General features: G+C 67.8%; 19 protein-coding genes. 9 read left to right on the plus strand and 10 right to left on the minus strand.

All coding sequences use genetic code 11. The features are described from left to right. The first annotated feature begins 7 nt into the window (after nucleotides 1-7). Nucleotides 8-2,326, plus strand: coding sequence for a hypothetical protein (locus tag NO366_RS06395; protein WP_256533491.1), 2,319 nt, complete (start codon nucleotides 8-10; stop codon nucleotides 2,324-2,326). 128 nt (nucleotides 2,327-2,454) lie between these two features. Beyond that, a complete protein-coding gene (locus NO366_RS06400) occupies nucleotides 2,455-3,639 on the plus strand; it encodes a DUF1616 domain-containing protein (protein WP_256533492.1) in 1,185 nt (394 codons plus the stop codon). Between the two features lie 616 nt (nucleotides 3,640-4,255). Here the strand turns inward: NO366_RS06400 and NO366_RS06405 are convergent. Beyond that, on the minus strand, nucleotides 4,256-9,739 hold the full coding sequence (locus NO366_RS06405; RefSeq protein ID WP_256533493.1) for a CARDB domain-containing protein: 5,484 nt from the start codon (nucleotides 9,737-9,739) through the stop codon (nucleotides 4,256-4,258). Between the two features lie 417 nt (nucleotides 9,740-10,156). After that, nucleotides 10,157-10,285, minus strand: a complete 129-nt coding sequence (locus NO366_RS06410) for a hypothetical protein (RefSeq protein WP_256533494.1) — start codon at nucleotides 10,283-10,285, stop codon at nucleotides 10,157-10,159. Nucleotides 10,286-10,507: 222 nt separating this feature from the next. Here NO366_RS06410 and NO366_RS06415 point away from each other — a divergent pair, with 222 nt between their 5' ends. Beyond that, nucleotides 10,508-11,365, plus strand: coding sequence for a TrmB family transcriptional regulator (locus tag NO366_RS06415; protein ID WP_256533495.1), 858 nt, complete (start codon nucleotides 10,508-10,510; stop codon nucleotides 11,363-11,365). Nucleotides 11,366-11,505: 140 nt separating this feature from the next. On the opposite strand, the gene NO366_RS06420 is transcribed toward NO366_RS06415, so the two are convergent. The 6 genes from NO366_RS06420 to NO366_RS06445 form a co-directional block, all read right to left on the minus strand. Further along, nucleotides 11,506-12,201: a hypothetical protein gene (locus NO366_RS06420; RefSeq protein WP_256533496.1), complete on the minus strand. Its 696-nt coding sequence runs from the start codon at nucleotides 12,199-12,201 to the stop codon at nucleotides 11,506-11,508. Then, nucleotides 12,198-12,872, minus strand: a complete 675-nt coding sequence (locus NO366_RS06425) for a helix-turn-helix domain-containing protein (protein WP_256533497.1) — start codon at nucleotides 12,870-12,872, stop codon at nucleotides 12,198-12,200. Before NO366_RS06425 ends, NO366_RS06420 begins: the two co-directional genes overlap by 4 nt. Before the next feature lie 322 nt (nucleotides 12,873-13,194). Further along, nucleotides 13,195-14,160, minus strand: a complete 966-nt coding sequence (locus NO366_RS06430) for an NAD-dependent epimerase/dehydratase family protein (RefSeq protein WP_256533498.1) — start codon at nucleotides 14,158-14,160, stop codon at nucleotides 13,195-13,197. A gap of 145 nt (nucleotides 14,161-14,305) precedes the next feature. After that, nucleotides 14,306-15,265: an NAD-dependent epimerase/dehydratase family protein gene (locus tag NO366_RS06435; protein ID WP_256533499.1), complete on the minus strand. Its 960-nt coding sequence runs from the start codon at nucleotides 15,263-15,265 to the stop codon at nucleotides 14,306-14,308. Between the two features lie 9 nt (nucleotides 15,266-15,274). After that, the gene (locus NO366_RS06440) at nucleotides 15,275-16,474 is read right to left on the minus strand and encodes an NAD-dependent epimerase/dehydratase family protein (protein ID WP_256533500.1); all 1,200 of its coding nucleotides are present in this window, start codon (nucleotides 16,472-16,474) and stop codon (nucleotides 15,275-15,277) included. 219 nt (nucleotides 16,475-16,693) lie between these two features. After that, a complete protein-coding gene (locus NO366_RS06445) occupies nucleotides 16,694-18,349 on the minus strand; it encodes a phytoene desaturase family protein (protein WP_256533501.1) in 1,656 nt (551 codons plus the stop codon). Nucleotides 18,350-18,705: 356 nt separating this feature from the next. Between NO366_RS06445 and NO366_RS06450 the strand changes: the two genes are divergently transcribed. Further along, the gene (locus NO366_RS06450; protein WP_256533502.1) at nucleotides 18,706-19,518 is read left to right on the plus strand and encodes an E3 ubiquitin ligase family protein; all 813 of its coding nucleotides are present in this window, start codon (nucleotides 18,706-18,708) and stop codon (nucleotides 19,516-19,518) included. Nucleotides 19,519-20,104: 586 nt separating this feature from the next. Here NO366_RS06450 and NO366_RS06455 read toward each other — a convergent pair. Together NO366_RS06455 and NO366_RS06460 are read right to left on the minus strand one after the other, a co-directional pair. Then, a complete protein-coding gene (locus tag NO366_RS06455) occupies nucleotides 20,105-20,542 on the minus strand; it encodes a PIN domain-containing protein (protein ID WP_256533503.1) in 438 nt (145 codons plus the stop codon). Continuing rightward, nucleotides 20,539-20,844 (minus strand): AbrB/MazE/SpoVT family DNA-binding domain-containing protein, encoded by a 306-nt coding sequence (locus NO366_RS06460; protein ID WP_256533504.1) that lies wholly within the window; start codon nucleotides 20,842-20,844, stop codon nucleotides 20,539-20,541. Before NO366_RS06460 ends, NO366_RS06455 begins: the two co-directional genes overlap by 4 nt. Before the next feature lie 6 nt (nucleotides 20,845-20,850). Here NO366_RS06460 and NO366_RS06465 point away from each other — a divergent pair, with 6 nt between their 5' ends. The 5 genes from NO366_RS06465 to NO366_RS06485 all read left to right on the plus strand — a co-directional run bounded on the left by NO366_RS06465 (nucleotide 20,851) and on the right by NO366_RS06485 (nucleotide 26,040). Next, entirely contained in the window at nucleotides 20,851-21,402 is a 552-nt protein-coding gene (locus NO366_RS06465) for an NAD-dependent epimerase/dehydratase family protein (protein ID WP_256533505.1), read from the plus strand. A 464-nt stretch (nucleotides 21,403-21,866) separates the two neighbouring features. After that, nucleotides 21,867-22,451 (plus strand): acyltransferase, encoded by a 585-nt coding sequence (locus tag NO366_RS06470; protein WP_256533506.1) that lies wholly within the window; start codon nucleotides 21,867-21,869, stop codon nucleotides 22,449-22,451. Next, a complete protein-coding gene (locus NO366_RS06475) occupies nucleotides 22,451-23,536 on the plus strand; it encodes a DegT/DnrJ/EryC1/StrS family aminotransferase (RefSeq protein WP_256533507.1) in 1,086 nt (361 codons plus the stop codon). Before NO366_RS06470 ends, NO366_RS06475 begins: the two co-directional genes overlap by 1 nt. Further along, on the plus strand, nucleotides 23,526-24,539 hold the full coding sequence (locus NO366_RS06480; protein WP_256533508.1) for a Gfo/Idh/MocA family protein: 1,014 nt from the start codon (nucleotides 23,526-23,528) through the stop codon (nucleotides 24,537-24,539). Before NO366_RS06475 ends, NO366_RS06480 begins: the two co-directional genes overlap by 11 nt. Continuing rightward, nucleotides 24,532-26,040, plus strand: a complete 1,509-nt coding sequence (locus NO366_RS06485; protein ID WP_256533509.1) for a nucleotide sugar dehydrogenase — start codon at nucleotides 24,532-24,534, stop codon at nucleotides 26,038-26,040. The genes NO366_RS06480 and NO366_RS06485 overlap by 8 nt, the downstream gene beginning before the upstream one ends.

A 26,040-nucleotide genomic window follows, 5' to 3' on the forward strand; every position in this document is an offset into this window, starting at 1 on the left:
TGTCGGTGTGTACGGTACCGCCGCTTCGACCCGGGTGCTCCATCCGGTGATGGGTCTCGTCTTGGTGTGCGCGCTGCTCGCCGGTTCCGGAGCGGCCGCGACGGTGCCAGGCGATGCCGCCGGTTCCGCCAGCGTTGCGGCCACCCCCGCGTCGGCTGTCGAGGCGGATGCCTGGTACGAACGCGACTCGCCAGGCGAACTCCGTTCGACGGATCCGACGGCCGCCGTCGCGGCCCAGGTCGACAACGAGTCGACGTCCCGTCACCAGGACCCGTCGAGGTACGACGAAGGCGGCGACCAGGAGGCGCTGGCGAGCTGGTTCGAACGGCGATTCGCCGATCGTCTCGGCGACAGCGCGGTCGAACTGAGCGAGGGCCAGTACGATCTCGCGAGCGACGCCATCGGTGAGTCGTTCCAGGACCAGTTCGGTGAGTACGTCGATGTGGCCGGCGAGACCGGCCGCGAAGAACGGGCCGAGCGGATCGAATCTACACGCGACGCACAACAGAACCTGACCGAGGCCCGTCGAGAGTACGAGGAGACGCGACAGCGCTACGAACGGGCCCGGGATGCGGGCGAGGAGGAGCGGGCCAGGGAACTCGCCCGGGAACTCGAGACTCTCTCGCGAAACATAAACGAATCGAGCGCGACGGTGGTGGACAACTACCGGTGGGTACAGAACGAAACGGGAACGGACCTTCAGGAACCGCTAGCAGTGATAGAGGCCGTCAACCGGGAGGTTCAGTCGACGCAAGCGTCCATCCGCGACGCCGAGTTCGAGGAAACGCGACTGTCGGTCCGCCGGACCGACGGCGGCGGACCGATATCGTTCGTCGATCCGATGCGTGTGACCGGGACGCTTTCCACTGCTGCCGGCGAACCGATCGGCGACGAGCGGATCCGACTCGCCGTCGGTAACCGGGTTCTTCGGCAAACGTCGAACGCTGACGGATCGTTCTCGATCACCTATCGTCCGCTCACGATCCCCGCGTCGACGGAGGCGATCCGGTTCGCGTACGCGCCGCCGACTGCGTCCACCTACCTGGGCTCGTCGACATCGATTCCGGTGTCCGTCGAACCGGTCGAGGCGACGGTCGATCCGCCGACCGTCGACGCTTCGTCGGTCGCCTTCGGCGACGAAGTAGGGGTGGGAAGCGCGGTGACGGTCGACGGCGAGCCTGTCGGCAGCCTCCCGGTCGCGGTTCGAATCGGCGATCGAACGCTTGCGACCGGCGAAACCGCGCCGAACGGAAGCCTGTCCGGAGCCGTTTCGATTCCGGCGACCATTCCCGACGGCGAGCGCGAACTGACGGTGGCGTTTCCGGCGGACGGTCGCGCCATTCGTGCCGCGTCGGCGTCGACGCCTCTCTCCGTCGTTGAAACGTCGTCCTCGCTGTCGGTCTCGGCGCGCCGGACCGGGTCCGGCGACATCGCTTTGAACGGCTCGCTCACCGCGGCCGGGACGGGCGTCGCCGGACGGTCGATTTCGATCAGCGTCGGCGAGGAGACGGTCACGACTGCGACGACGGGTTCGAACGGGGATTTCGAGACGCGTCTACCGCTCGACGCCGCGAGCGAACGCTCGGTGACGGCAACGTTCGACGGTTCCGGAACGAATCTCGAACCCGCCCGGGCGAGTACCGTCGTCGCCGCGTCGGGTAGTGGGGCGGACGGTGGGATCATTTCGGAGTGGCTGCTACCTATTGTCGCCGTCGGAGTCGTCGGGATCGCCACGGCTCTCGGCGGCCGGTGGTGGCTGCGCCGGCACGATACCGCGGGCGACGGGGCCGCTGGCTCGATCGGCGTGGCCGATCCCGACGTTGCGACCCGAGCCACGGTCTCGACCCGTTCGGCACCGGAGACGCTGCTCTCGCGCGCGGCGGACGCGCTCGGCGACGGCCGGCCCGACGACGCGGTCCGGGCGGCCTACGTGGCCGTTCGTCGCCGGCTGGACGACGTCGACGACCGCACACACTGGGAGTTCTACCGGGCGTACGCGGCGGCCGACGGTTCCGGCGACGCGGTCGGGCAGCCTGACGACGCTGACGACCGTTCGCACGACGCGGACGGGAGGGCCGGCGACGGATCCGGGGCGGACGACGGTGGGACCAGCGGCGAACCGATCGGCGCCGACGAACTCCGGACGCTCACGGCCGCGTACGAACGCGCCGCGTTCGGCCCGGAGTCGACGGATCGGCAGACGGCTGAACGGATCCTCTCCCGGGCGCGGGCGGCCTGTGACGTGGCTGGCGATACGGAACCGGGGTCGGGCGGATCGGCCGATCGCCATCTCGACGCGGGTTCGGTCGCGTCCGGCGACGACTGATTGGGTCGGCAGGCCGGTGATCGTGTCGCTACGCGGAAATCGAATTGGCCGATCCCGCCGGCAGGCGGCCGGCGTTCCCGTCGCCGGACCGACTCACTTTTATCGCCGTCGGGGATAGCCAGGGACAGATGGTGGACGCCCGAACGCTCTGGCTGGTCCTTCCGCGACCGGTCCGGGAGCTACCGGCCGACCTGGCCGCGGTCGTGGTCCTCGTGGCGGCCGCGAACGTGGCCGCGCTCGCGCCGCTCGTCGACCAGACGCCGCTGCGGATCCCCCTCGGGCTCGTCCTCGTGCTCTTTCTCCCCGGGTACGCGTTCGTCGCGGCTCTGTTCCCCGAGGCTGGGGAGTCGCCGACCGCCGGGGTCGACGGAGCGAAAGGAGCGACGGAGGACACAAGTGTCTCCGACGACGCCGACGATCGTAGCGCCGGCGAATCGACGCCCGGAGAACCGGACGACGAAGACGCCACGTTCGTCCCCGGCGTCGATCGCGCCGGCATCGACGGCATCGAGCGCGTCGCCCTCTCGTTCGGGTTGAGCATCGCGATCAGCCCGCTGCTCGGCCTGGTGCTCAACTTCACGCCGTGGGGGATCCGCCTCGTGCCCATCGTCGTGACGCTGAGCGGTTTCACGCTGATCGCGGTCGTGGTCGGCGCCGTCAGGCGCTGGGACCTCCCGCCCGAGGAGCGATTCTACGTGCCCTACCGGGAGTGGTACACGGCCGCGCACGGCGAACTGTTCGAACCCGAGACGCGCACCGACGCGGCGCTGAACGTCGCGCTCGCCCTGTCGGTCGTCCTCGCGGTCGGCGCGGTCGGCTTCGCCGTCCTCGTCCCGCCCCCGGGCGAGCAGTTCTCGGCGATCTACGTTCTCACCGAGGAGGACGACGGCGAGCTGGTGGCCGACGGCTACCCGGAAGAGCTGGTCGCCGGCGAGTCGGCGGAACTCGTCGTCGGCGTGGACAACCACGAACACGAACGCACCGACTACGCGATCGTCCTGTTAGAACAGCAGGTACGCTTCGAGAACGCGACGACCGGCAACCCGGTGAACGTCACCGCGAGCCCGAACGAGACGAACGTGACCGCCGTCGTGACGGCCCAGAACGAACTCGACCGCTTCGAGACGACCCTCTCGCACAACGAGAGCTGGCTCCATCCCCACCAGGTGACGCCCACGTACACGGGCGAGAACGTCCGTCTGGTGTGGCTGCTGTTCCCCGGCGGTGAGGTCCCGTCGGACCCCTCGATGGCCGACACCGAGTACTCGAATCACCTCTGGGTCGACGTTCGCGAAGCGGAGGACGGGCCGTAGGGTATCGGCGTCGATCGGCTCGCCCACAGGGAGGGTTCGATAGCGACCGCTCCGTTCGTACGAGCCCCTATCGACCGTCTCGTCCGTAGGACCCCGATCACGACCGCCGTCTGCGGGCCGACGGTGACTGCCGTTTGTGGGCCCGACAGTGATCGCCGTTTGTGGACCGACGGTGATCGCCGTTTGTGGGCCCGACGGTGACTGCCGTTTGTGGGCCCGACAGTGATTGCCGTTTGTGGGCCGACGGTGACTGCCGTTTGTGGGCCGACGGTGACTGCCGTTTGTGGGCCCGACAGTGATTGCCGTTTGTGGGCCCGACAGTGATTGCCGTTTGTGGGCCCGACAGTGATCGCCGTTTGTGGGCCGACGGTGACTGCCGTTTGTGGGCCCGACAGTGATTGCCGTTTGTGGGCCCGACAGTGATTGCCGTTTGTGGGCGTTCTCGTCAGATCTCGGCCGCGGTCTGTCCGGCGGCGTACCGGATCGTGATCGCCAGCGAGACCGACTGTGGTACGGTATCGAGAGCGCTCGGTGACGCGGGAGGCGATCTGCGTTCCGTCCGGGCGGATCACAGCAGTGCGAGGAGATCGCCTGCGGCGTCAGCCGCGGGAGTCCGTCACGCTCGTCCGATGCGGGAGAGCGCGACTGCGAGTCCGACCAGCGCCGCCAGTACGCCGAAGCCGGGGACGGACGACCCGTCGCCGGCTCCCGTCTCGTCGCCGGCGGATTCGGTCCCGCCGGCCGCACCGTCGGAGCCGTCGGTGTCGTCCGCCGAACCGGTCGACTCGCTCACCTCGACGGTCCCGACGTCCTCCCCGGCGACCGCGACCTCGTGCGTCCCGGTCGTCTCGACGGCCGTCGAGAGCGTGACCGTCCGCGTCGCGCCTGCCTCGACGGTCACCTGCCGCGTCGTCGCGACCTCGCCGTCGATCGCGAGGGGCAGATCGATCGTCCCGGCGGCGTCCCCGGCGTTCTCGACGGTGATCGTCACCGAGAGTTCGTCGCCGAGCGCGATGGCGTTCGTCGCGAGTCGGTGATCGACGATGGAGACGTCGGGTCCACCGGTCGATGGCGGCGGTGCCGGGAGCCCACCGCCGCTTTGCTCCGTCACCGACACGGTGTGTTCGACCCTGTCGTCGCCGCTCTCGACGGCCAGCGTGTAGTTGCCGGCGGTTTCGGGCGTCCAGGCGACGGTCGCGGTCGCGTTCTCGCCGCTGTCGAGCGCAACGCCGGTGTCGTCGGTCTCGTTACCGTCGACCAGGAGGGCGAGGGACTCGTTCGTCGGCTCCATTCCGACGTTCTCGGCGTGGACCGACAGCGAAACGGGTTCGCCGACGACGGGATCTGCGGTGACGTCGGCGACCGCGAGCCCGACGGTGGCCGGCGCCGGCGTGACCGACTCGACCGTTCTGGTCGTCGCCGTCGTGGCGGGATCGTCGTTGGGGACGGCCGGTTCGGCGACGATCCGGACGGTCTCGCCGACTGCGAGCGCGTCGTCGTCGAGGTGGAACCTGACCGACTCGAACGTGGTGTTCGACGCACCCGACGCGACCGCCGTCCTGTCGCTCGCGAGCGTGGTCGTCGCGGTGCCGTTCGCGCCGACGCGGACCGCTGACACCGTCATCTCGGTTCCGATCGGCCCGGCGTTCGAGACGAGCCCGCGAACGACGAGCCCGTCCGTGCGGTTCAGGACCGTGACGTCTTCGTGGACCGTGACCGCGGGTCGGTACAGCCACGTCGTCCGGTTCCCGGCCTCCGCGACCGCGTCGGTCGCGAGCGACCGACCGGGTTGGATTTCGACCGTCTCGGGTGCCGTTCGATCGAGGTCGGCCGGGTCGACGGTCGCGTTCCACGTCGCCGTTCCGTCGACGGCCACGCGGTCGACGGTCGTCTCGGCGACGACTGCGTCGCCGTCGCGGATGGCGACCGGAACGTCGGTCGCGACGGCGCCGCCGTCGTTCGCGATATCGACCGCGATCGTTCCGTTCTCCGGATCCGCGACGGTGACCACGTCGACCGAGAGAGCCGGGCTGGCGACGCGGATGGTGGCGTCGGCGCCACGTTCGACCGCGGCGGCCTCCGTCGACCCGCCGCCGGTCGATGGGGACGACGCCGCTGTGTGCGCCCCGGTGGCGGTGCTCGGCGGTGGCGCGGCCTCGGTGCCGTCAATCGGCGTGGGCGCGGCCTCGGTGTCGGCGGTCGTCCCGGCCTCGACCGACAGATCGAATCGACCCGACGCCGGCACCGGCACGTCGAACGTTCCGGTCGCCGTCGCGTCGGTTCGGATGGGGTCGACCGTCGACGTTCCGAGCGTCGTTCCGTTGCCAGCTTCGATGGTCACGTTCACCGGGGCCGTCCCGTTCAGGTCGCCGACGTTCGAGACGGTGTAGTCGATCGGGACGCGGTCACCGACGGTCGCGTCCGATGGGCCGTCCACCGAGAGCGCGTACCGTGGGCGGAACCGGTGCTCGTAGGCGAACACGTCGTTCGTCGCCGTCGCCGAGACGTTCGTGGCGGCGAAGGTGGTGAGGAACGTGCCGTCGTCAGTCAGCGCGGTCGCCGGGTACCAGACGGCGAGGTCGTCCGCCGGCGGCTCGGCGAACTGGTGATCGTCGATCCAGCCGTCCCCGCGGTCCAGCCGGTAGACGAGATCGTTCGCGCCGGTCCCGTTCAGGCGGGCCCGGTAGGTCAGGACCGTCTCGTTTCCGTTCGCATCGAGCGAGAGACCCGTGATGCCGGCGGTATCGTCGTCAGGACGGAGTCGGGACGCGTTTCCGGCTCGACCCTCGACGAGTCGCGGTTCGGTGACGTTGCCTTCGACCCAGGCGACTCGCTCGCCAGCGGTCGCCAGGTCGGAGACGCTCGCCGCCGGGTAGCTGTTCCGTTCGACCACGGCGTCGTCGACGCTGGCACGCTCGACCGCCGTTGCCCCGTCGTCGGTGGCGACGTACGCGAGCGACGCGTTCGGACTTTCGGGGGCGGGACCCACTGCCGGTGTGCGGGCGTTCGCTATCGTGTCCAGACGAGTCGCGGCCCCGTCGGTGCCGATCGACGCGACGGCGACGTCGGTCCCGGTGACGGTCGTCTCGTTCGTCCCGACGTCGGCGAGCTCGTCTCGCGCCCAGGCCAGGGTCCACCCGTCGCCGGTCCAGGCGACCGTCGGCGAGCGATCTCGCGTGCTCGCGTTCTCCAGCACGGTCGGGTCACTCCAGGTCTGGCCGTCGGAGACGGCGTAAGCGATCTCGTAGTCGTCGAACGCCTCGGCGGGATCGTCGAACGACTCGAGCGGCGTGTCGATTCGTGTCCAGGCGGCGAGGAGGCGACCGTCGTCGGACGCCGCGAGCACCGGCCGGCGATCGTGGACGGTGTTGTCGGTGAGCCACGTCTGCGGCCCCCACTCACCGTCGTCGCGGGTTCGGATCGCGATGTCCTGGCCATCGGCGACTGATTTGTTCGCCGCCTGTCGGCTCCAGGCGAGGCTGACAGTGCCGTTCGTCGCGGCGATCGCCGGCTGTCCGTCCTCCAGACTCCGGTTCGTGAGACGGACGAAGCGGCCGGTTCGGCCGGCCGACGGCGACAGTTCGGCCGTCGCGGCGAGCGCGCTCCCGCGCTCGTCGACGCTCGGCACGCCGGGGGCGGGAACCGATCCGTGTCGCGTCGGCAGTCGCCAGTCGGCCTCGTCCGCCGTGGTGGCGACGGCGAGCGAGGACGTGCCCGAACCGAGCGAGTGGTTGTACGGACCGACGGTGAAGTCGACGAGCTCCTTGCCGCTCATCTTCGCCCAGCCGTTGCCCTCGACCCAGACCTCGCCGCTGAGATTTCGCTCCGGCGTGCCGACGTCGAAACTGCCCTCGAGCCCGCCGGTGGCGCTCACGCCGACGCTGCCACCCGGAGCGGGTGTCTGTGTCCCGACCGTGAGGGAGGCTCCCGGCGTGACGGTCCCGTTCTGGAAAGCGAACGTCTCGTTGAACTCGCCCTCCATCGCGAGCGACGGGGTGACCGTCGTCTCGACGCCGATGGGATCGAAGTACGGCGGGTCCACTTGCATCGGCGGGCCGACCTGCGCGGAGAGGCTCGCCTCCGCTCGCGCGGACGCCCGGACGAACTGGAGGCGCTCCTCGAACGTCGCGTCGGCCGAGACGTCCGCCTCGAAGCCGTATCCCATCAGATCGGTCGAGAAGCCGCCGCTCCCGTAGCCGGTCGCCCGACGGGTGTAGCTGTCGTACTCGACTCCGACTGTGGGACCGCCGGTGAACTGCGGCGCGGACGCGTCGAGCGGGACACCCCCGATCGAGAAGTCGTAGGACAGGTCGAACGGCCTGTAGGCCATGTCTATCGTCCCGTTGTCGACGCCCATCGACACGCCGCTACCCCCGTGAACGAGCCAGGTCATCCACTCGGGAACCGGCTGCACCGGGACGTACCGTCTGGCGGTGTAGTTGTTCCCGCTCTCGTTGACGGCCGTGACCGTCAGGTGGTTCGACGCGCTCAGATTGCCGAGGTCGAACTCGGCCGCGTACGTCTCTGCCGTCTGCGGGACCGTGACCGTCTCGTTTCCGAGGTCGAACCGAACGTGATCGAATTGGGTTCCGTCCTCGAACGTGGCCGTGAACGTCTCGGTGTAGTTGACCGAGGCGAGCGGGACGCCGCCCGTTTCACGGGTGATGGATTCGACCCCGCCGCTCGACGCCGAGACGACGACTTCGCGGGTGTAAGTTCGCCCGTCGACGTGGAGCGTCACCGGGTAGGTGCCGGCCTCCTCGTAGACGTGCGCGACGCGCTTTCCCACCGCCGCCTCCCCGTCGCCGAACTCCCAGTAGTGGCGATCGCCGTCCCGACCGGCGAAGGAGACCGCCGTCCACGAACTGGGCGACTTCGGTCCGTAGGTGAACCCGAGCGCCGTCCGGGGTTCGACGTCCGTCTCCACCTGAACCGTCCCGGCGGTCGGGTCGTCGAGGCGGGTCGAGCCGACGCGCTCGCCGTCGAACCGGACGACGACGTCCAGGTAGTCGTCACTGCGGAACGTAGACGGCTGCTGTACGTCGAAGGTCCGCGTCGTCCCGTTCGCGTCGGTGACGGTCCGGTGCCAGGTCGTCCCCTCGTCCGAGACCAGTTCGACTGTCGCACCGGGGAACGCCGTCTCGCCGTCGTCCAGCAGCACCGAGACGTCGATCGGGACGGTGTCCGGAACCGTGATCGTCTCCGAGTGCGTGGTGTCGGCCTCGACCGAGACGCTCTTCGAACCGACGAACGCGTCTTCGACGAAGGCCTCGACGGTGTAGGTCTCGCCGCTCGGCAGGTCTTCTATCGTGTGTGGGAGCGGGATACCGTTTGTGTTCCGACCCGAGTACTTCCCGAGGCGGTCGCCGCTCTCGTTGGAGACGACGATCTCGCTCAGGGTCTCCACGCTCGTCCCGTCGCGGGTGACGTCCAGTTCGATGTCCCCTGGCGGCTGAGAGAGCACGGTGACCGTCTTGGGCTCCGTCCGTCCGTTCGGTCCCGTCCCGACGAGTTCAGTCGACTCGCCCGTCTCGAGCCCGAGGTCGTCCGAGACGTGTGCGAAGAAGGAGACGATCTCCCTGTCCGAACCGATATCCGACTTGCACTTCTCAAATCCGCCGGATCCTGTCTCCCGGAAGCAGAACTCACCACCCGGTGAGGCCGAGACGTTTAGCACCACGGTGATGGTGTCGTCCACGGTCGGGTCCGAATCCGGGGGATAGTCCCAGAACACGGAGTCGGCCGCGGGTTCGGTCCCGCTGGTGGTGTTCGCAGTTCCGACAGTAGTCCGTCGGCGGTCCCGGATCGGCGTCGTCTCGCGGTCAGCCGTGTCGCCACCAGTCGACGCAGCGGCCGGTGACGTCGGCCACGCGGTCGCTGGCGATCCGTCGATCGACACGGTCGATCCCCGGATGGGCCCGGAGACCCCCGCCGTCGTTGGCGCTCCGATTCCGGACTGGTCCACGTCCGAACCCGGAACGGTGCTTCCCGATATCCCGTCGCCCCCGGCGCCGACCCCGCCGGCGAGACCGCCGATGGCGACCACGGCGACGATCACGAACAGTACCGCACGCTCGGCGCGAACGCCCTCCCGTAGCATCAGATAGTGACACTCTTACCTCCTACCGTTATATATCGATACTGGCCGGTTCGCCGCGAGATTTGCCTCAGGCGGCCGTTCAGGCGACCGTTGGGAATTCCGATGGGCTATTTTTCTCGTGTTTCGCGTCACACGTCGGTACGACACCGTGTCGAGTTTTCGAGCGGCAACTGATCGCGTCCGTCGTCCGAGCGGATTCGTATCGTGCCGCGAGATGCAGTCTGCCGGTCGAGCACGGACGCATCCGACGGAGACGGGTGTCGATCCGCTCGTGATCCCCGCTCCGTCGTCATCCGTCGTCGATGCGAGGCCGGTCATCCAGGTGGCAGGTACCGACCCACCGTCGTTCTCGTCGGTCGCCCGCAGATCGCTCGGGGTCCTGCTGTCGGTCGAGTGTCGTTGGCGAACCCGGTCGACTCAGTCGTCGGCCGAGTCGCCGGCCGTACGCCGCTCGGCGATGTGCTCCCAGATCTCCGTGCACCCGGCGCCATCGGGTAGTTCGTCCAGATGCTCCGTCGGACGGTCGTCGTCAGTATCGTTACTCATATTCCTAGTAACTCCCATTCACTCGTGGAGTATGAATATTCTGGTTACACGTCCACCACCGTCCGGATCGGACACCCGCGGGTCACCGTCCGAGTCGCCGGCTCGGTCCGCTCCTCGAATGCGCTGTCGCCCCGTCGCCGGCGTCGTTCGTTCGACCGCTGTCGTGGACCTCGCGGCCGGCGACTCGCACACTTTTATGTCCGGTCCGACGAAGGCCCGAGCATGGAACGGCCCGATACGGAGTCTCTCCTCTCTACGCTCGGATTGAAGGAGTACGAGGCGACTGCCCTGGAACACCTGATCGAGTTCGGGCGAACGACGGCGCCGACGATCGCCGACGCGACCGGCATCCCCAAGGCCAGGGTGTACGACGTGCTCGAATCGCTCGCCGAGACGGGCTTCATCGAGATCATCCCCGGTCGGCCGAAGGAGTACCAGCCGAAACCGCCCGAGACGATCCTCGAACGCGCGATCGAGAACCATCGTCAGCGGTTCGTATCGGAGCGAGAGACCATCGAATCCATCCGCGAGGACTTCCTGGCGCAGTTCGAGCCGCTGTTCGAATCGGCGAGCAGCTCGGTCTCCCCCACCGAGGAACTCTTCCACGTGGTCGACGTCGGGACGCCGAGCGAAACCGAGACGCGCCGGCTCTACCACGACGCCGCGGACGCGGTGTACGTCCTCACGAAGAGCTTCGAGTATCTCGATAGCGTCGAACCCGCTCTCAGGGACGCGCTCGATTCGGGCGTGTCCGTCTCCGTCCTCTTTCTCGATCCGTCGCACTTGTCCGCCGACAACCGGGCCGTCCAGCGCGACATCGTCGAGCGCATCGACGCGACGTACCCCGAGATCGCGTACCGTTACAGCACGCACAAGCTCCCCTGGCGCGGGACGTTCGCCGATCCGAGCATGGACTACGACTCGGGCGACGCCGTCTTGCTCGTCGAGGACCCGGACTTGCCGCTGCACCAGCGCCAGGCGGCGCTCACGGACAACGGCGCGTTCATCGCCGGCCTCAAGCGCCACTTCGACCTCATCTGGGGGTACGACAGCACCGTGGAGCCATCGGACGACGAGTGATCGACGGGGCTCGCTCCGTTCTCGAACGCGGGTCGCTCCGTTCTCGACGGGCCACTCCGCATCCGAATCGATTTCAATCCGTTCCCGAATCGGGTTCCGCGTCCGTGAATCGGTCCTCGTGTTCGTCCGAACCGATCTCGCTACGCGTCCGATTCGATCCGAGCGCGCTGCTCGCGGAGGAACTCGATCACTGCGTCGATCTCCCGTTCGGGAACAGTTCGCCGTTCGAACACCCCCTTGAACGCGTCCGCGAAATTCTCGCCGGTGAGTCGTTCGAGGACGATCTCGATGCGATCGGCGAGTTTCTCGGGGGCGCCGCGGTGGAGGTGGCTGGCGACCCGGTCGAAATCCGCACTCGTTGCGAGTGCGACTAGATCACGGGTGTCAGCTCGGCGACCGCTGTGGAGTTTCAGCGCGAATAGCAACTCCCGCTCCGGAATTTTCGCACGTATCGGGCGGACGGTTCGAAGTTCCTCGCTAACGGCGTGTTGTAGCAGGTACCGATAGGACCACTCGGCTTCGGTCTGTCGACAGCCGAGGACGTCGACCATCGCGTCGACGTGAACGGGGTTCCCGACGTCTTTCTCGTACCGAACGGTCCGACCGTCGTACAGCGCGTTTCGCTCGAAGTCGGCGATGTTCTCGTACCCGCAGTCGGCGAGCAGTGACGTGTAGTCGTCCACCACTCGGCCGGGAACGACGAGGTCGACGTCGGTCGTGAACCGCTGGTCGAACGCTGCGATCGCCCAACCGCCGACCAGTACGTACGGCAGATCGGCATCGATGATGGTCTCCAGCGTCTCAAGCAACGCCGCTTCGCGGTCGCCCACACTCATGGTCGGAGGCAGGGATCCTCGTGAGAGGCATCGACGTCGAGGTCGTACGCTTCGGCGAGTTGTTCCAGCGCGGGTTCGTAATTCACCCGGTAGTCCAGCATGTGATCGACCGTCTCTGCCAGTGGGACGACCGGATACCCGTCGACCCACTCGCGCGTCCAGTCGTCGGAGTGTGGGAACAACACGTACGAGATGCTCGCGTCGAACTCGGCCGGGTCCGGACGCGTCTCGATCGTACTCGGTATCCCGAACTCGTCGAAGAACGCCGTCCATCGACCGACGTCTCGCTCGTCGACGCGAACGAATATGGGATAGTCGTCGGGCCCGCGAGCGATTTGATAGCCGCCGTTCGTCCAGACGTACACGGCGTCGATCTTCGTGTACGCGAAGGGCAATCCAGAAAAGTGCGGCACGAGGTAGGCTTCGTCTCTCCCCGGCGCCGTCGAGCGGGAGATGGTGGCGACGAGGTCGTAGCACCGCTCCCTGACGGCGTAGTTTTCGACGTAGACACCGTCGTCCCGCCGGACGAATTCGGCGGATTCCAGGCGTTCGATCCAGTCGTACACCCAGGAGTAGGAGCCGTCGACTTTCTGCGCGATCCGTCGGATCGAGTCGCCCGGCCGAATCGACAGCAGTATCTTCGCGGCGGTCGCATCGACGTACTCCAGCATGCGTGACTATCGGTATTGTACCTATCTATATTAGCGTTACTCCGAGATATGGGGCGCAATTTCGGATATGTGGTGTAGAGTTATCGGTATAGAAATATTCTCTGTGGCTGACTGGACCGACCGATCGCGACGGCTGGTCGCTTCAGTGAACGGCTTCGCCTGTAGAACGCGTGTCCGAGCGCGTAACGCGGTCGGCGTCGATATCCGCGGGCACGTCTCGGGGTTGCTGGCGGTTGGGTCCGGATCACGACTGCACATCCGCCGCCGGAGACCATCACAGCGACACGAGGAGCACGCCCACGGCTTCAGCCGTGAGAGGGTGTCAACGCAACAGCCGTCGGATGCTTTCCTCGACGGTCTCTTCGGGTTCCCAGCCGAGGTCAGCGTGCGTGCGCGCGGTGTCGACGGTGAACGTCTCGACCATGGTCTCGCCGGAGCGGGGGTTCTCGACGAGTTCGATCGGCGGTTCGGTGCCGCGTTCCTCGCCGGCGATCCGCTGGACCGTCTCGGCGACGGCCATCACGCTGGGGTCCTCGTCGGAGGCGAGGGCGTATTTCGTGACGCCCGTCTCATCATCGTCGCGAGCTGCGAGGAGCGCCTCGGCGCTGTGGACGTACGCGCGGGCGATGTCTGTGACGTGGACGAAGTTGCGCGACTGCGTCCCGGGTTCGTAGACGGTGAGCGGTTCGCCGGCGAGCGCGCGATCGACGAAGAAGTTGATCACGGTCCCCTTCGAGACCGTCCGATCGCCGACCGTGTGTTCGCCGTAGAGGTTCGTCTTGAGGTAGACGTGCGCCGGGAAGGCGCCGTCGGCGAGCGTCTCGATCAGGCGCTCGCCTGCGACCTTCGAGCGGCCGTACCAGTTGAGCGGGTCGCGCGGCTGGTCGGTCGTGATGGGGAACGTCTCGGGATCGCCCATGACGGCCATGCTCGCCGGGAAGATGAGCGCGGCGCCGTTCCCGCGACACCACCAGGCGACGTCGCCGGTCGCGCCGACGTTGACGTCGTAGGTCAGGTCGCGGCTCTCGTCGCAGTCGTCGACGCCGGAGATCGCCGCGAGGTGCGCGACGACGTCGGCGCCGTCTAACGCGGCCGCGAGGCGGTCCCCGTCGCGTATATCGACGTGCTCGACGGTGACGTCGCCGATCTCGCGGACGCGCCCGCGGTAGAAGTTGTCGAACGCGCTGATCTCCCAGTCGGGGTGGTGGCGCTGTAGCTCGCCGACCACGCGACTGCCGATGTACCCGGCGGCGCCGGTCACCGCGATTGTCGGGGTACCGTCGGTCATCGTCTCTCTCCGTGGGGTGTGGATCGCTGTCGTGTCATGGTCTGTCGTGTCGTGGTCCGTCGTGTGAGAGGTCGACGTGTCGTGGCCGGCCGTGTGAGGGGTCGACGAGTCGTCGTTCGTCGGTGCGTCGTCGGTCGTCGACGTGTCATGGGTCCTCGTCGTGTGGTGGGGCGTCGTCTCGAAATCGGTCGGCGAGGTCGCGGATGCCCTCGCGGAGCGTCCACTCGGGCTCGAAGCCCGTCTCGGCCAGCCGTTCGAAGTTCACGTGGTAGGAGGGGCCGGGATCTTCGTCTTCCATGTAGGTGACGGCCAGGTCCGTATCGAGTTCCTTGCGGACGAGCGCGGCGATCGTCTCGATCCGGTAGTTGCCCTCGGCGCTCCCGACGTTGTAGACGCGGGCGTCCCACGCGTCGGGGTCGAGCGCGGCCTGCAGGTAGGCGCGCGCGGCGTCGCGGACGTGGACGAAGGGTCGCCAGTTCGAGCCGTCGCCGTAGACGGTCAGCGGCCGGTCGGTCAGCGCGCGGAAGACGAAGTGGTTGACGACCAGGTTGAAGCGGATGCCCGGCGCGTAGCCGTAGTTGGTACTCATCCGGAGTGCGGTCCCGGTGAACGCGTCGCGGTCTACGTACGTCTCCAGGAGGCGCTCGCCGGCGACCTTGGTCTCCGCGTAGGGATTGAGCGGGTTCTGTTCGGTCGTCTCGTCGATGTCGGTCGCCGCCGCGCGGCCGTAGTTGTTACACGAGGAGGCGAAGACGACGCGGTCGACGGCGAACTTCTCCGCGGCGGTGAAGACGTTCTCGGTGCCGTCGCGGTTGACGGCGTGGGTCTCGTCGCGGCGGTCGTGCGTGCTCGCGGCGCCGGTGATCGCCGCGAGGTGGATCACGCGGTCGACGTCCCGCATCGCCTGCTCGACGTCGCCGTAGTTGCGCACGTCACCGCGGACGAACCGGAGCCCGTCGTCGAGCCTCGCGTCGAGGAGGTTGCGCGGCGACCCCGAGGCGAGCGAGTCGAGGACGGTCACCCGGGAGACGCGCGCGTCGGCCTGTAATCGGGGGACGAGGACACTCCCGATGTAGCCGCAGCCGCCGGTGACGAGGACGTGCATCGGCTCTCGTCAGTCCTCCGCCGTCGCCGTCTCGCCGTCCCAGTCGTCGAGGACGCCCGGCAGGAAGCGGTCCTCGTGGGCCGCGATCACGTCCTCGTAGTCGGTGAGGGTCCCGAGGACGTCGCGCATTCCCTCAGCGAAGGTGACCGACTGCTCGCCGATGAGGTCGGCGTAGCGGTCGTTCTCGATCTCCATCTTGTGGGTCTCGTCCTCGTCGCGCGGGTTCTCGAAGTGCTCGACGTCGACGTCCAGGTCGAACTCGTCGCCGACGTCCGCGATCGTCTCCGCGATCTCGACGATGCTGATGGCGCGGGTGACCTGGTTGTAGACGGTGAGGTCGTCCGGTCGGTCGGCGGGATCGGCGAGGGCGAGCTGTGCGAGCCCCTCGACGGCGTCTTCGAGCGCGATGAACGGTTTGCGCTGCTCGCCTTTGCCGTAGACGGTCATCGGGTAGCCGGCGATCGCCTGGGCGGCGAAGCGGTGGGCGACGACGCCGAAGTAGTAGTCGAAGTCGAAGCGCGTCGCGAGGCGGGGATCTGCCGCGGTCTCGGGGGTCTCCGTCCCGTAGGTGATCGCGGTCCGAACGTCCGAGATCGGGATCCCGAACTGCGTGTGCGCCAGGCGCATGTTGGCCGCGTCGTGGCTCTTCGTGAGGTGGTACCACGAACCCGCCATCGCTGGGAAGGGCACCTCGTCGCGCTCACCGCCGTTCTCCATCGTCGCACCGCCCTCCGGGATGGGGAACTCGGGCGCGCCGTAGACGCCCGTCGTCGTGGTCTCGACGAAGTGGGTGTCCGTCATGTCGTGTTCCTCGAGGCCCCAGAGCAGGTTCCGCGTGGCCTGCATGTTGTTGTGCTGGGTGTAGTTGGCCCGCTCGCCGTTGATCTGCGAGTAGGGCGCGGAGGGCTGGGCCGCGGCGTGGACGATCGTCTCGGGTTCGTGGACCGCGAGCAGTTCGTCGACGAACGATTTCTCGGAGAGGTCGCCCTCGACGAACGAGAGGTTCGCGAGGCCGTGGACCTCGCGTGCGGCCTCGAGGCGCTCGTCCATCGTCGCGATGGGGGTCGCACTCGTCGAGCCGACCTCCTCGACCCAGCGCCGCCGGGCGAGGTTGTCGACGAGAACGACGCGGTCGTCGGTTCGGTCCGCGATTCGAAGGGTGGTCGGCCACCCGAGGTAGCCGTCCGCACCGGTGAGGAGGATCGTCATAGAGTTACTCAGTATGTGAATAACTAGGGGCGGGGAAAAAGGTTGCCGTCTCGTGAGCGTGACTGGTTCGAGCGGAGAAAGTGTGAGAATCGTGCGGAGGGGCCGTCAGACGGTCCTTCCCTCTGCTGGCGGTTGGTGGGCGGGCGACCGCTTCCCACCACACGAACTCGTGAGGAGGAGCCGTCGGATCGACGGTGTGGCGTCGTGTGGGACCGTCCGTCAGTCGAGCGTTCGGCGGACGCGCCGGGCGACCGTTCCGACGGCGGACTCGGCCGTTCGGAGGGCGCGCTCTTCGATCGGCGACGAGAGGATCCGTTCCGCACAGAGGCACCCGGACGTCGCGTTGACACCCGCGCCGGGCCAGGTCGCCGCGCCACACGTGTAGAGGCCGTCGACGGGGGTGGCGTACCGGGACCAGCCGGGGAACGGTCGCCAGAGGAAGTTCTGTCGGAAGTGGTGACTGCCGGCCACGCTGTCGCCGCCGACGAGGTTGGGATTCCCGGCCTCCAGGTCGGCGGGCGAGAGCACGTCCCGCTCGCGGATCTGGTCTTCGAGCCCGGGGGCGTACGTTTCGAGGGCGTCGATCACGCGATCGGCCACCGGGTCGGCGGCGTCCGCCCAGTCGGTCGCGTCGATCTCGCCTGCGGCGTCGCCCTCGATCTCGGACGGCAGCGCCCTGACCTGCACCCAGAGGACGTGTCCGTCGTCGGGGGTCCGGCTCTCGTCGACGGCCGTGGTCTGTCCGACGACGAGCATCGGCTCCGCGGGTATCACGCCGTTCTGGGCGTCGGTGTACGTCTCCGCGAGTGTGTCGACGGACGGACCGACGTGGACGTACGCGAACTCCCGCAGGTCCGACCCGGCCGCCCAGTCGGGGCGCTCGTCCAGAGCGAGGTGGATCATCATCGTCCCGGGACCGTACTCGTAGCGATCGACGCGATCGGCGAACGACGCCGGGACGGCGTCCGCCTCGACCAGGTCACCGAACAGGACCGTCGGGGTCAGGTTCGCGACGACGGTCTCCGCGGTCTGGATTCGGTCGCCGTCGACCAGTTCGACGCCGGTGACGGCGCCGTCTCTCGTCTCGACGGCCGTCACCTCGGCGTCGGTTCGCACCTCGCCGCCGCGGGCCTCGACCAGCACCGCGAGCGACTCCGGGACGGCCGACGCGCCGCCTTCGGCGACGCTGATGCCTCCCTCCAGCGCCGAGAAGGACTCGAGGAACGGGAAGAGGGCGCCGCCAGAGACGTCCGGACCGAAGTCCAAGTGCAGCCCCCAGCAGGCCATCAGGGCCCTGGCCTCCGGCGTCTCGAAGTACGCCTCCCCCAGTTCGCGCGTCGAACTCAGCGGGATCTGGGCGAGATCAACCAGCCCTGACGGACCCTCCGATCGGACGGCCTCGACGAGCGTCCGACCGGCGGCCAGCGACGGGAGCGCCTGGCCCATCAGGGGCGCGAGCGTCTCGGCGAAGCGCCCGAACTCGCCGCGGAGCGTCTCCCACCCCTCGGCGTCCCCCGCGGAGTGGGCGGCGAGTTCCTCGCGCGTCCGGTCTGTGTCCTGGTACACTCTGAGCGCCGTCCCGTCGGGGAAGACGGTGGCGAAGGGCTCGCTCGACGTGGCGAACGACAGGCCTTCCTCCTTTAGTTCCGCGCCGAAGTCCTCGTAGACGGCCGATCCGCGGAAGAGGTTCATGTTCGTCGCGTACGTGTCGTGGACGTAGCCCTCGACCGTGCGTTCCCCGCTGCGCGTCGCCCCGCCGAGGGTCTCGTTGCGCTCGAGCACGCAGACGTCCCGTCCCGCGTCCGCGAGGTACAGCGCGGCGACGAGGCCGTTGTGACCGCCGCCGACGATCACGTCGTCGTACGTTGGTACCATTTCACAGTGTGTTCGCAGGCCGCGCATAAATTCCTGCTGTCCCCGTGGCCGACGATGTCGACCCGTTCGCCAGGGATGCACTCGAACCGTACGTCCGGGGTGTGACGGCCCCGTGGACCGCGACTGTCTTCGACGCGTCAGCGGGTGCAGTGAGGCCGCGTACTGGCGACGGCCCGAAACTATAAATTCCATTTCTTATAAATTATTCGCCGTGACACTTTCGTGTACGACATCGAGATACGGACGTCCCGGCGGTGTGGCGGTCTGGTGACGAGTCCGGCGACGGTGATCGACGGGGAGGGCGGATCGCCCGGGGTCGATCGCAGACTGTGGGCGGGAGACGAACGAGGTGCGGCGTGACGACTCCGTTCGTCTTCCAGCTCGCCGGCGCACTGACGGACCTCCAGGGCTCGTTCGCCGACCTCCCGCTCGACGGGCCCCGCGGGTGGCTCGTCGTCGCGGTGCTCGTCGTGTCCGTCCCCGTGGGCCCGTGGCTCCTTCGCCGGAGCGTCCGTCAGATCGGGCACGGCTACGCGATGCTGGCGAACCGAGCGGTGGGCGCGGGCGAGGCCCATCAGGAGTCGGGCGTGGTCGAAGTCTCGGGGACGGCGGTCTCGCTCGGTGAGACCAGCACCGGGACGTACTCGAACGAGCCGACCCTCGTCCAGACCTGGCACCGGGTGCGCGAGGAAGAGCAAACCGACTCCGACGGCAACACGACCACCTCGCGACGACGGCTCGGTGGCGGCTCCGACGCCCTCCCGTTCCTCGTCGAGGACGAAACCGGGTCGGTCGCCGTCGACCCCTCCGGCGCGACGCTGTCGCTGTCCGAGTCCCACTACCACCGCTCGCCCAGAGACGTCGACCACTACGAGGGTCACATCGCACCCGGCGATTCGGTCTACGTCTACGGCCAGCTCCGCGAAGCGGACGACCCGGCGCACGCGCCCGGGGAGCAGCGCACCTACATCGGCGCCGGCGACGAGGTGGGGGAGTTCGTCGTCTCCGACGGCGGCCAGCTGGGAACCGTGTTCGACTACTTCCTCTGGGGGACGCTGCTGGCGATCCTCGGACTCGGCCTGACCGTGCTCGTCCCACTGCTGCTCCTGTTCGCGGCGGAGGCCGCCTTCGGCATCCCGACGGCGTCGTGGCTCGTCGATCTCGCCTGAGGCGTTCTCCGTCGTTCCTGATACAAGGTCGGCCGACACCGAACCGCGGATGCCACTATCGGCTCACGGGAGGGACGTCAGTCAGCCTGATCGACTCGACGGCCGGTGCGTACGGGACTCCCCGGTTGGACGAGTCCGATCGTCGACGGAGCGACGGGTCGCGTGAATTGCGGCGGGATTCGGGCTGTAGGGCGGGCGATCGCGGACGTGGCGGCGTGGCGCCACCCGACGATGGGCTCGGTTGTCCCCCGAGACGCAGCAACCGAGACCGCCCGGTTCCGCGCTACTCGGTATTCGTCGACGACGGTCCCCGTTTCCTCGTCGATCGTTACGTGGCCGGCCCCGACGGCGTTGACTGCGCTATTCAATTCACAGCTCTCCTGCGTCACTTTCCTATCGAGGGTGAATCGATACCGCTTGCCGTCGGCCACGGCCTCGACGATCCCGTGTTCGAGGAGGGTATCGAGGTGTAAATCGAACGTCCCTGCCCGATCGACCGACGTGGGCGTGGTAAATCCATCCCAACGGTCCCAGGTGCTGTCTCTTCCTCTCGTACAGTTACCGGCGAACCGCCCTCCCGGACCCGCTACACACCTGTTTCGCGAAATCGAACGACGTCGATCTCGATCGGACACGATTCGAAATCGTCGTCGGCACCTGCGACGAGCGTCGCATCGCTCTCGCGGGCGAGCGCGACGCCGTGTGCGTCCGCAAACGAGATGTGGCCGCCCGCCTTCACTTCGGCGGCGAGGCGCCAGTCGGCTCGCTCGATCGTTACTCCCCACCGTTCGAGCGCACGGAGATCCCGATCGGCCGTACGAAGCGAATCCGTCGTCGGCTCGTCGTCGACTCCTTCGAATCGAGCGACGAGATAGCGCACTTCACCGGCGTTGGTCTCGGCCAGCAATCCGTCGACGGCTCCGTCACGGACCTCTCGAAGGTACCGTTCGACGACGACCCGGCCCGGTTCGTCGTAGAGATACGCGATGATCGCTTCGGTGTCGAATACGTACGCGTCGCTCATTCGTCCGCTCCGTCGGTCGGTCGGAGCCGCTCGGAACGGGCTGCGTCACGCTGCTGTTCGTCGCGTTTCAGTTCGCGAACCCTGTCGAGTACCTCGCCGCGCTCGCGGTCCGCGTCGGCGTGGATCCCGCCCAATTCCTCGAGCGACGGTATCGGCTCGACGACGATACGGTCGTCTTCCTCGTAGATGAACACCTCGCCGGGAGCGTCGATCCCGAACTTCTCCCGCAGCGACTTCGGAATCGTCGCCTGTCCCTTCTGCGAGACGCGTACGACCTCTGGGTCCCGAGTACTACTCGACATTATGTATTGTACTACAAGACCATCGTATTACTATCTATCGCCGGACGCCCCGTCTCGACGTACGGGACGCAGATGCTCCTGCGCGATCGGTACGCACAGCTGTGGCACGACCGCCACGGCGTCGCGACCGTTCCGCTTCGATACTGCAACATCTACGGGATGGACGTGGCGGGCGAGACACTGTGCGGCCTGCCGGGGACGTTCGTCAGACAACTGACGGCGGACGGCTCGATCACCGTCTTCGGCGACGGCCGCCAGACCCGCGACTTCGTCCACGTCGACGACGTCGTCAGGGCGACCATCGGCGCCGCGACGACGCGACGGGTTGGTAAGGCGTACACCGTCGGGAGCGGGGAGTCGACTTCGGTGCGGACGGTGGCTCGACTCGTTCGCGACCACGTCGATCCCTCGGCCGAGATCGACTTCGACGAGGAGTACGACGGTGCGGTTCGAGACAGTCACGCCGATATCTCGAACGCTCGGGCGTGGCTCGACTTCGAACCGACGCGGTCGATCGAGGGGTGTCTTGGGGATCGGATAGCGGGGGTGTCTCGGTGAGTGATCGCTTCGGTTCCTGGGCCGGCAGCGCTCCGATGTACGACTGTGCGGACAGTGCTGGTGTACGTTCGCGGTAGCCGACGGACACCGACGGCGTCTCCGAGTAAACCCATTCGAACCGGGATTCGACTCTCACCGTTCGTTCATCTCGACCGCCCACCCAGCCGATGACAACGGTCCTTTCCGCAAGAAATTTTCAACGGAGTGGACTTCTCAGATTGGCCGGTAACTATTTGACGATTTGGTGGTACGTTTCGACGAGAAACGAATCAAACTGCGAGTCCGTAGTAACCCGGACTGTGCGGGGGAGATTGCCGGCATCGGAAACTGAAATAAAGTTTGAGCCGGGGATGTGCCGTAAACGTCGTATATCTGTTCACCCGAAAGGTCAGATCCGATACCGATATACGGCTGGTGTGGTACCCTCCACACAACCGGACGCGACGGACCGGAGCTACTGACGGATGACATCGGAGACCCCCTACGACGACACGTGTACGATCGACGACGGCGCGACGGTCGGATACAGCTACGATGAGGGAACGACACCCCCCGCGATCGGGGCGGAGACGACGATACGGGCGGGAACGATCGTCTACGACGACGTCGTCATGGGCGAGGGCTGCGCGACGGGACACTACGCCCTCGTTCGTGAACTGACCGAACTCGGCGACGACGTGCTCGTCGGAACGAACGCCGTGATCGATGGCCGGACGACGGTCGGCTCGCACGTGAGCATCCAGTCCGGCGTCTACGTCCCGTCGAACACGACGATCGGGAGCAACGTCTTCCTGGGACCGTACGCCGTGCTGACGAACGATCCGTACCCGATCCGGCAGGACGTCTCCCTCGAGGGCCCGACGCTCGAAGACGGCGTCTCCGTCGGCGCGAACGCGACGATCCTCCCCGGCGTGACCGTGGGTGAGGGGTCGTTCGTCGCCGCAGGCGCGATCGTCACCGAGGACGTGCCGCCGGAGACGCTGGCCGTCGGGACGCCGGCGACGCACCGCCCGCTCCCGGACTCGCTGCAACCCGGAAACGATATCTAATGATCTCTATCGCCGCACCAACGATCAGCGCCGACGCACAGGAACGCGTTCGCGACGTCCTCGAGAGCGGGATGATCGCGGACGGAGAGACGGTCAGAACGTTCGAAGCCGAGTTCGCCTCGCTCTGCGAGACGTCACACGGGGTCGCGACCTCCAACGGGACGACCGCGATCGAGGCCACGCTGCGGGGCTTCGGCATCGGCGAGGGCGATACGGTGTTGACGACCCCCTTCTCGTTCGTCGCCACGGCGAACGCGATCCGCCTGGCCGGCGCCGAGCCAGTCTTCGCCGACATCGACCCCGAGACGTACACGCTCGATCCGGACGCCGCCAGGGAGGTGGCCAACGAGACGGACGTCGACGCGATCTTGACCGTCCACCTCTACGGCCTGCCGAGCGAGATGGACGACCTGGTCGACCTCGCCGAGGACCTCGACGTCCCGTTGATCGAGGACGCGGCGCAGGCCCACGGTGCGGCCTCCGACGGCCGGCGCGTCGGCTCGATCGGCGACGCCGCCTGCTTCTCCTTCTACCCGACGAAGAATATGACCACCGGCGAGGGCGGCATGGTGACGACCGATCGTGAGGACGTTTCCGAGCGTATTCGGTCGTTCATCAACCACGGTCGCCAGGCGGGTGGCGGCGGATACGAACACGCCGCACTCGGGACCAACTATCGGATGACCAACGTCGCGGCGGCTATCGGCCTGTCGCAGCTAGAACGACTCCCCGACTTCACCGAACGGCGCCGGACGAACGCCGATCGGCTGACCGCGGGCCTTCGCGACGTACCGGGCGTGACGCCGCCCGTCGAACCCGACGGAATGCGTCACGTCTACCACCAGTACACGGTGCGGACGGCCGACCGGGACGCGCTGGCGTCACACCTGGAGGCGGAGGGCGTCGGATCGGGGATCTACTACCCGACGGCGATCCACGAGCAGCCGGCGTACGACCACGTGACCCACTCGGCGCCCGTCGCGGAGCGAGCGGCCGCGGAGGTCCTCTCCCTGCCCGTCCACCCCGGCGTGGACGACGCGGACGTGGACCACATCCTGGAGGTGATCGAAGACTATGCAGCATGACGCGAACGGACAGCTCGACGTCGGCGTTATCGGCGTCGGCTCGATGGGACAGCACCACGCGCGAGTATACGACGAGCTGCCGGGGACGACCCTCGTCGGCGTCACGGACGCCGACATGGACCGCGCCCGGGAGATAGCCGACGAATACGGCACGCAGGCGTTCTCGCAGGAGGAATTACTGTCGCGCGTCGACGCCGTCTCGATCGTCGTCCCGACCAGGTACCACTTCGACGTCCTGGAGGAGGCGATCGAGGCCGGCGCCGCGCCGTTCGTCGAAAAACCCGTCCTCGGGACGCTCGACCAGTCCGAGGCGCTGACTCGGCTGGTCGACCGGACCGACCTCCCGGTACAGGTCGGCCACATCGAGCGATTCAACCCCGCCGTGACGACGCTGGCGCAGGTCATCGACGACCTCGACGTCGTGAGCATCCGGGCCCAGCGGCTCGGCCCGCCCCCGGAGCGCCGGATCGACGACAGCGCCGTCATGGACCTGATGATCCACGACATCGACGTCGTCTGCTCGCTGCTCGGCGAGTCGCCGCGCGAGGTCCACGGCGCCGGCGTCGACGGTAACCGCCACGCCTCCGCGCTCCTCTCGTTCGACGGCGGGACGATGGCGACCCTGATCGCGAGCCGCAAGACCCAGCGGAAGGTCCGAACGCTCGAGATCACCGCCGAGGACTGCTTCGTCGTGCTCGACTACATCGACCAGTCGATCGAGATCCACCGCAACTCCGCGCCGGAGTACGTGAAGGACGAGGGCGGCGTGCGCTTCACCCACGAGAGCATCGTCGAGCGGCCGACGGTGACGAACGCCGAGCCGCTGCGCGAGGAGCTCGCGTCGTTCTGCCAGGTGGTCCGCGACGGCGGCGAGCCCGAGGTCACCGTCGAGGACGGCCTGCAGGCGCTCGCGGTGGCCCAGTGGATCGAGGAGTCCGCACGCGGGGGCAGCGAGTCCTCCGACTATCGGCCCCAGCCGGAGGTGCTCACCTCGGATGACTGAACGAGACGCCGGACGCGGTAGGGACGCCCGCGACGGCCGTTCGGATCGCGAAACGCGCGCCGACGGCAGCGACGCGCTCGCGGACAGGGGCGACGCGCTCGCGGACGGCGGCCGGGCCGTCTCGAAACCGGTGACGTCGCTGTACGGCTCGGACGCGGACGCGGCCGTCCAGCGGGCGTCGTTTCTTGACGGCGAAGTGCCCGTCGCGGTCTACGGCCTCGGGAAGATGGGCCTACCGCTGGCCGGCGTCTACGCCGAGACCTGCGGGAACGTCCTCGGGGCGGACGTCGATCCCGACGTCGTCGAGACGATTTCGGCGGGCGACTGTCACGTCAAGCGCGAGCCCGGCCTCGCGGGGCTGGTCTCGGAGCTGGTCGGCGACGGGGCGCTGTCGGCGACAACGGAGCCCCGGGAGGCGGCCGCGGCGGCGTCGATCCACGTCGTGATCGTGCCGACGCCCATCACTGAGTCGCACGAACCCGATCTCTCCATACTGGACGCCGTGGTGGACGACATCGGTCGCGGGCTGTCCGCGGGCGATCAGGTGATAATCGAGTGTACGGTCCCGCCGCGAACGACCGAAGATCGCGTGTTGCCCGCACTGGAGGACGCGTCCGGGCTGGACCGCGGCGAGTTCGGCCTCGCGTTCTGTCCCGAGCGGACGTCGTCCGGGCGGGCGCTGGAGGACATCCGCGGAGCGTACCCGAAGGTCGTTGGCGGCGTCGACGCGGAGAGCACCCGCGTGGCGCGGCTGGTGTACGAGGAGATCAACGCGAAGGGCGTACTGTCGACGTCGGACGCGACCACCGCCGAGTGCGTGAAGGTCTTCGAGGGGCTGTACCGCGACGTCAACATCGCCCTGGCGAACGAACTCGGCCGGTACGCCGACGAGCTGGGCGTCGACGTCCGCGAGGCGATCGACGTCGCGAACACCCAGCCGTTCTGCGACATCCACGACCCCGGCCCCGGCGTCGGCGGGCACTGCATCCCGTACTACCCGTACTTCCTGATCGAGCCGTTCGAGACGGACTCGACGCTGCTGGAGACGGCCCGCGAGGTCAACGACTCGATGCCCGACTTTACGGTCGGGAAACTTCGCGAGGAGCTGGCCGCCAGGGGCGTGGCCCTGTCCGAGGCTTCGGTTGCGGTACTGGGGCTGACCTACCGTCCCGGCGTCGAGGAGATCCGCGCCTCGCCGTCGATCCCGATTTCGGCGCACCTGTCCGAGGCGGGGGCTGACGTCTACGGCGTCGATCCCCTGCTGGAAGACCACGAGGCGTTCGATCTGGAGCCCGTCGACCTGGACGAGCTGTCGTCGATCGGCGTGGACGCCGCCGTCGTGGTGACGCCGCACGAGGAGTTCGACGCGATCGAGTGGGACTCGCTCGGCCGAAACGGTGACGGACCTCTGGTCGTGATAGACGGGCGAGACACCCTCGAACCGAGCGCGATGCCGGCCGGGACCGCGGTGTACACGATCGGCACGGGGTCGGCCGAATGA

The sequence above is a fragment of the Halovivax cerinus genome (assembly GCF_024498195.1).
Lineage (GTDB): Archaea > Halobacteriota > Halobacteria > Halobacteriales > Natrialbaceae > Halovivax > Halovivax cerinus.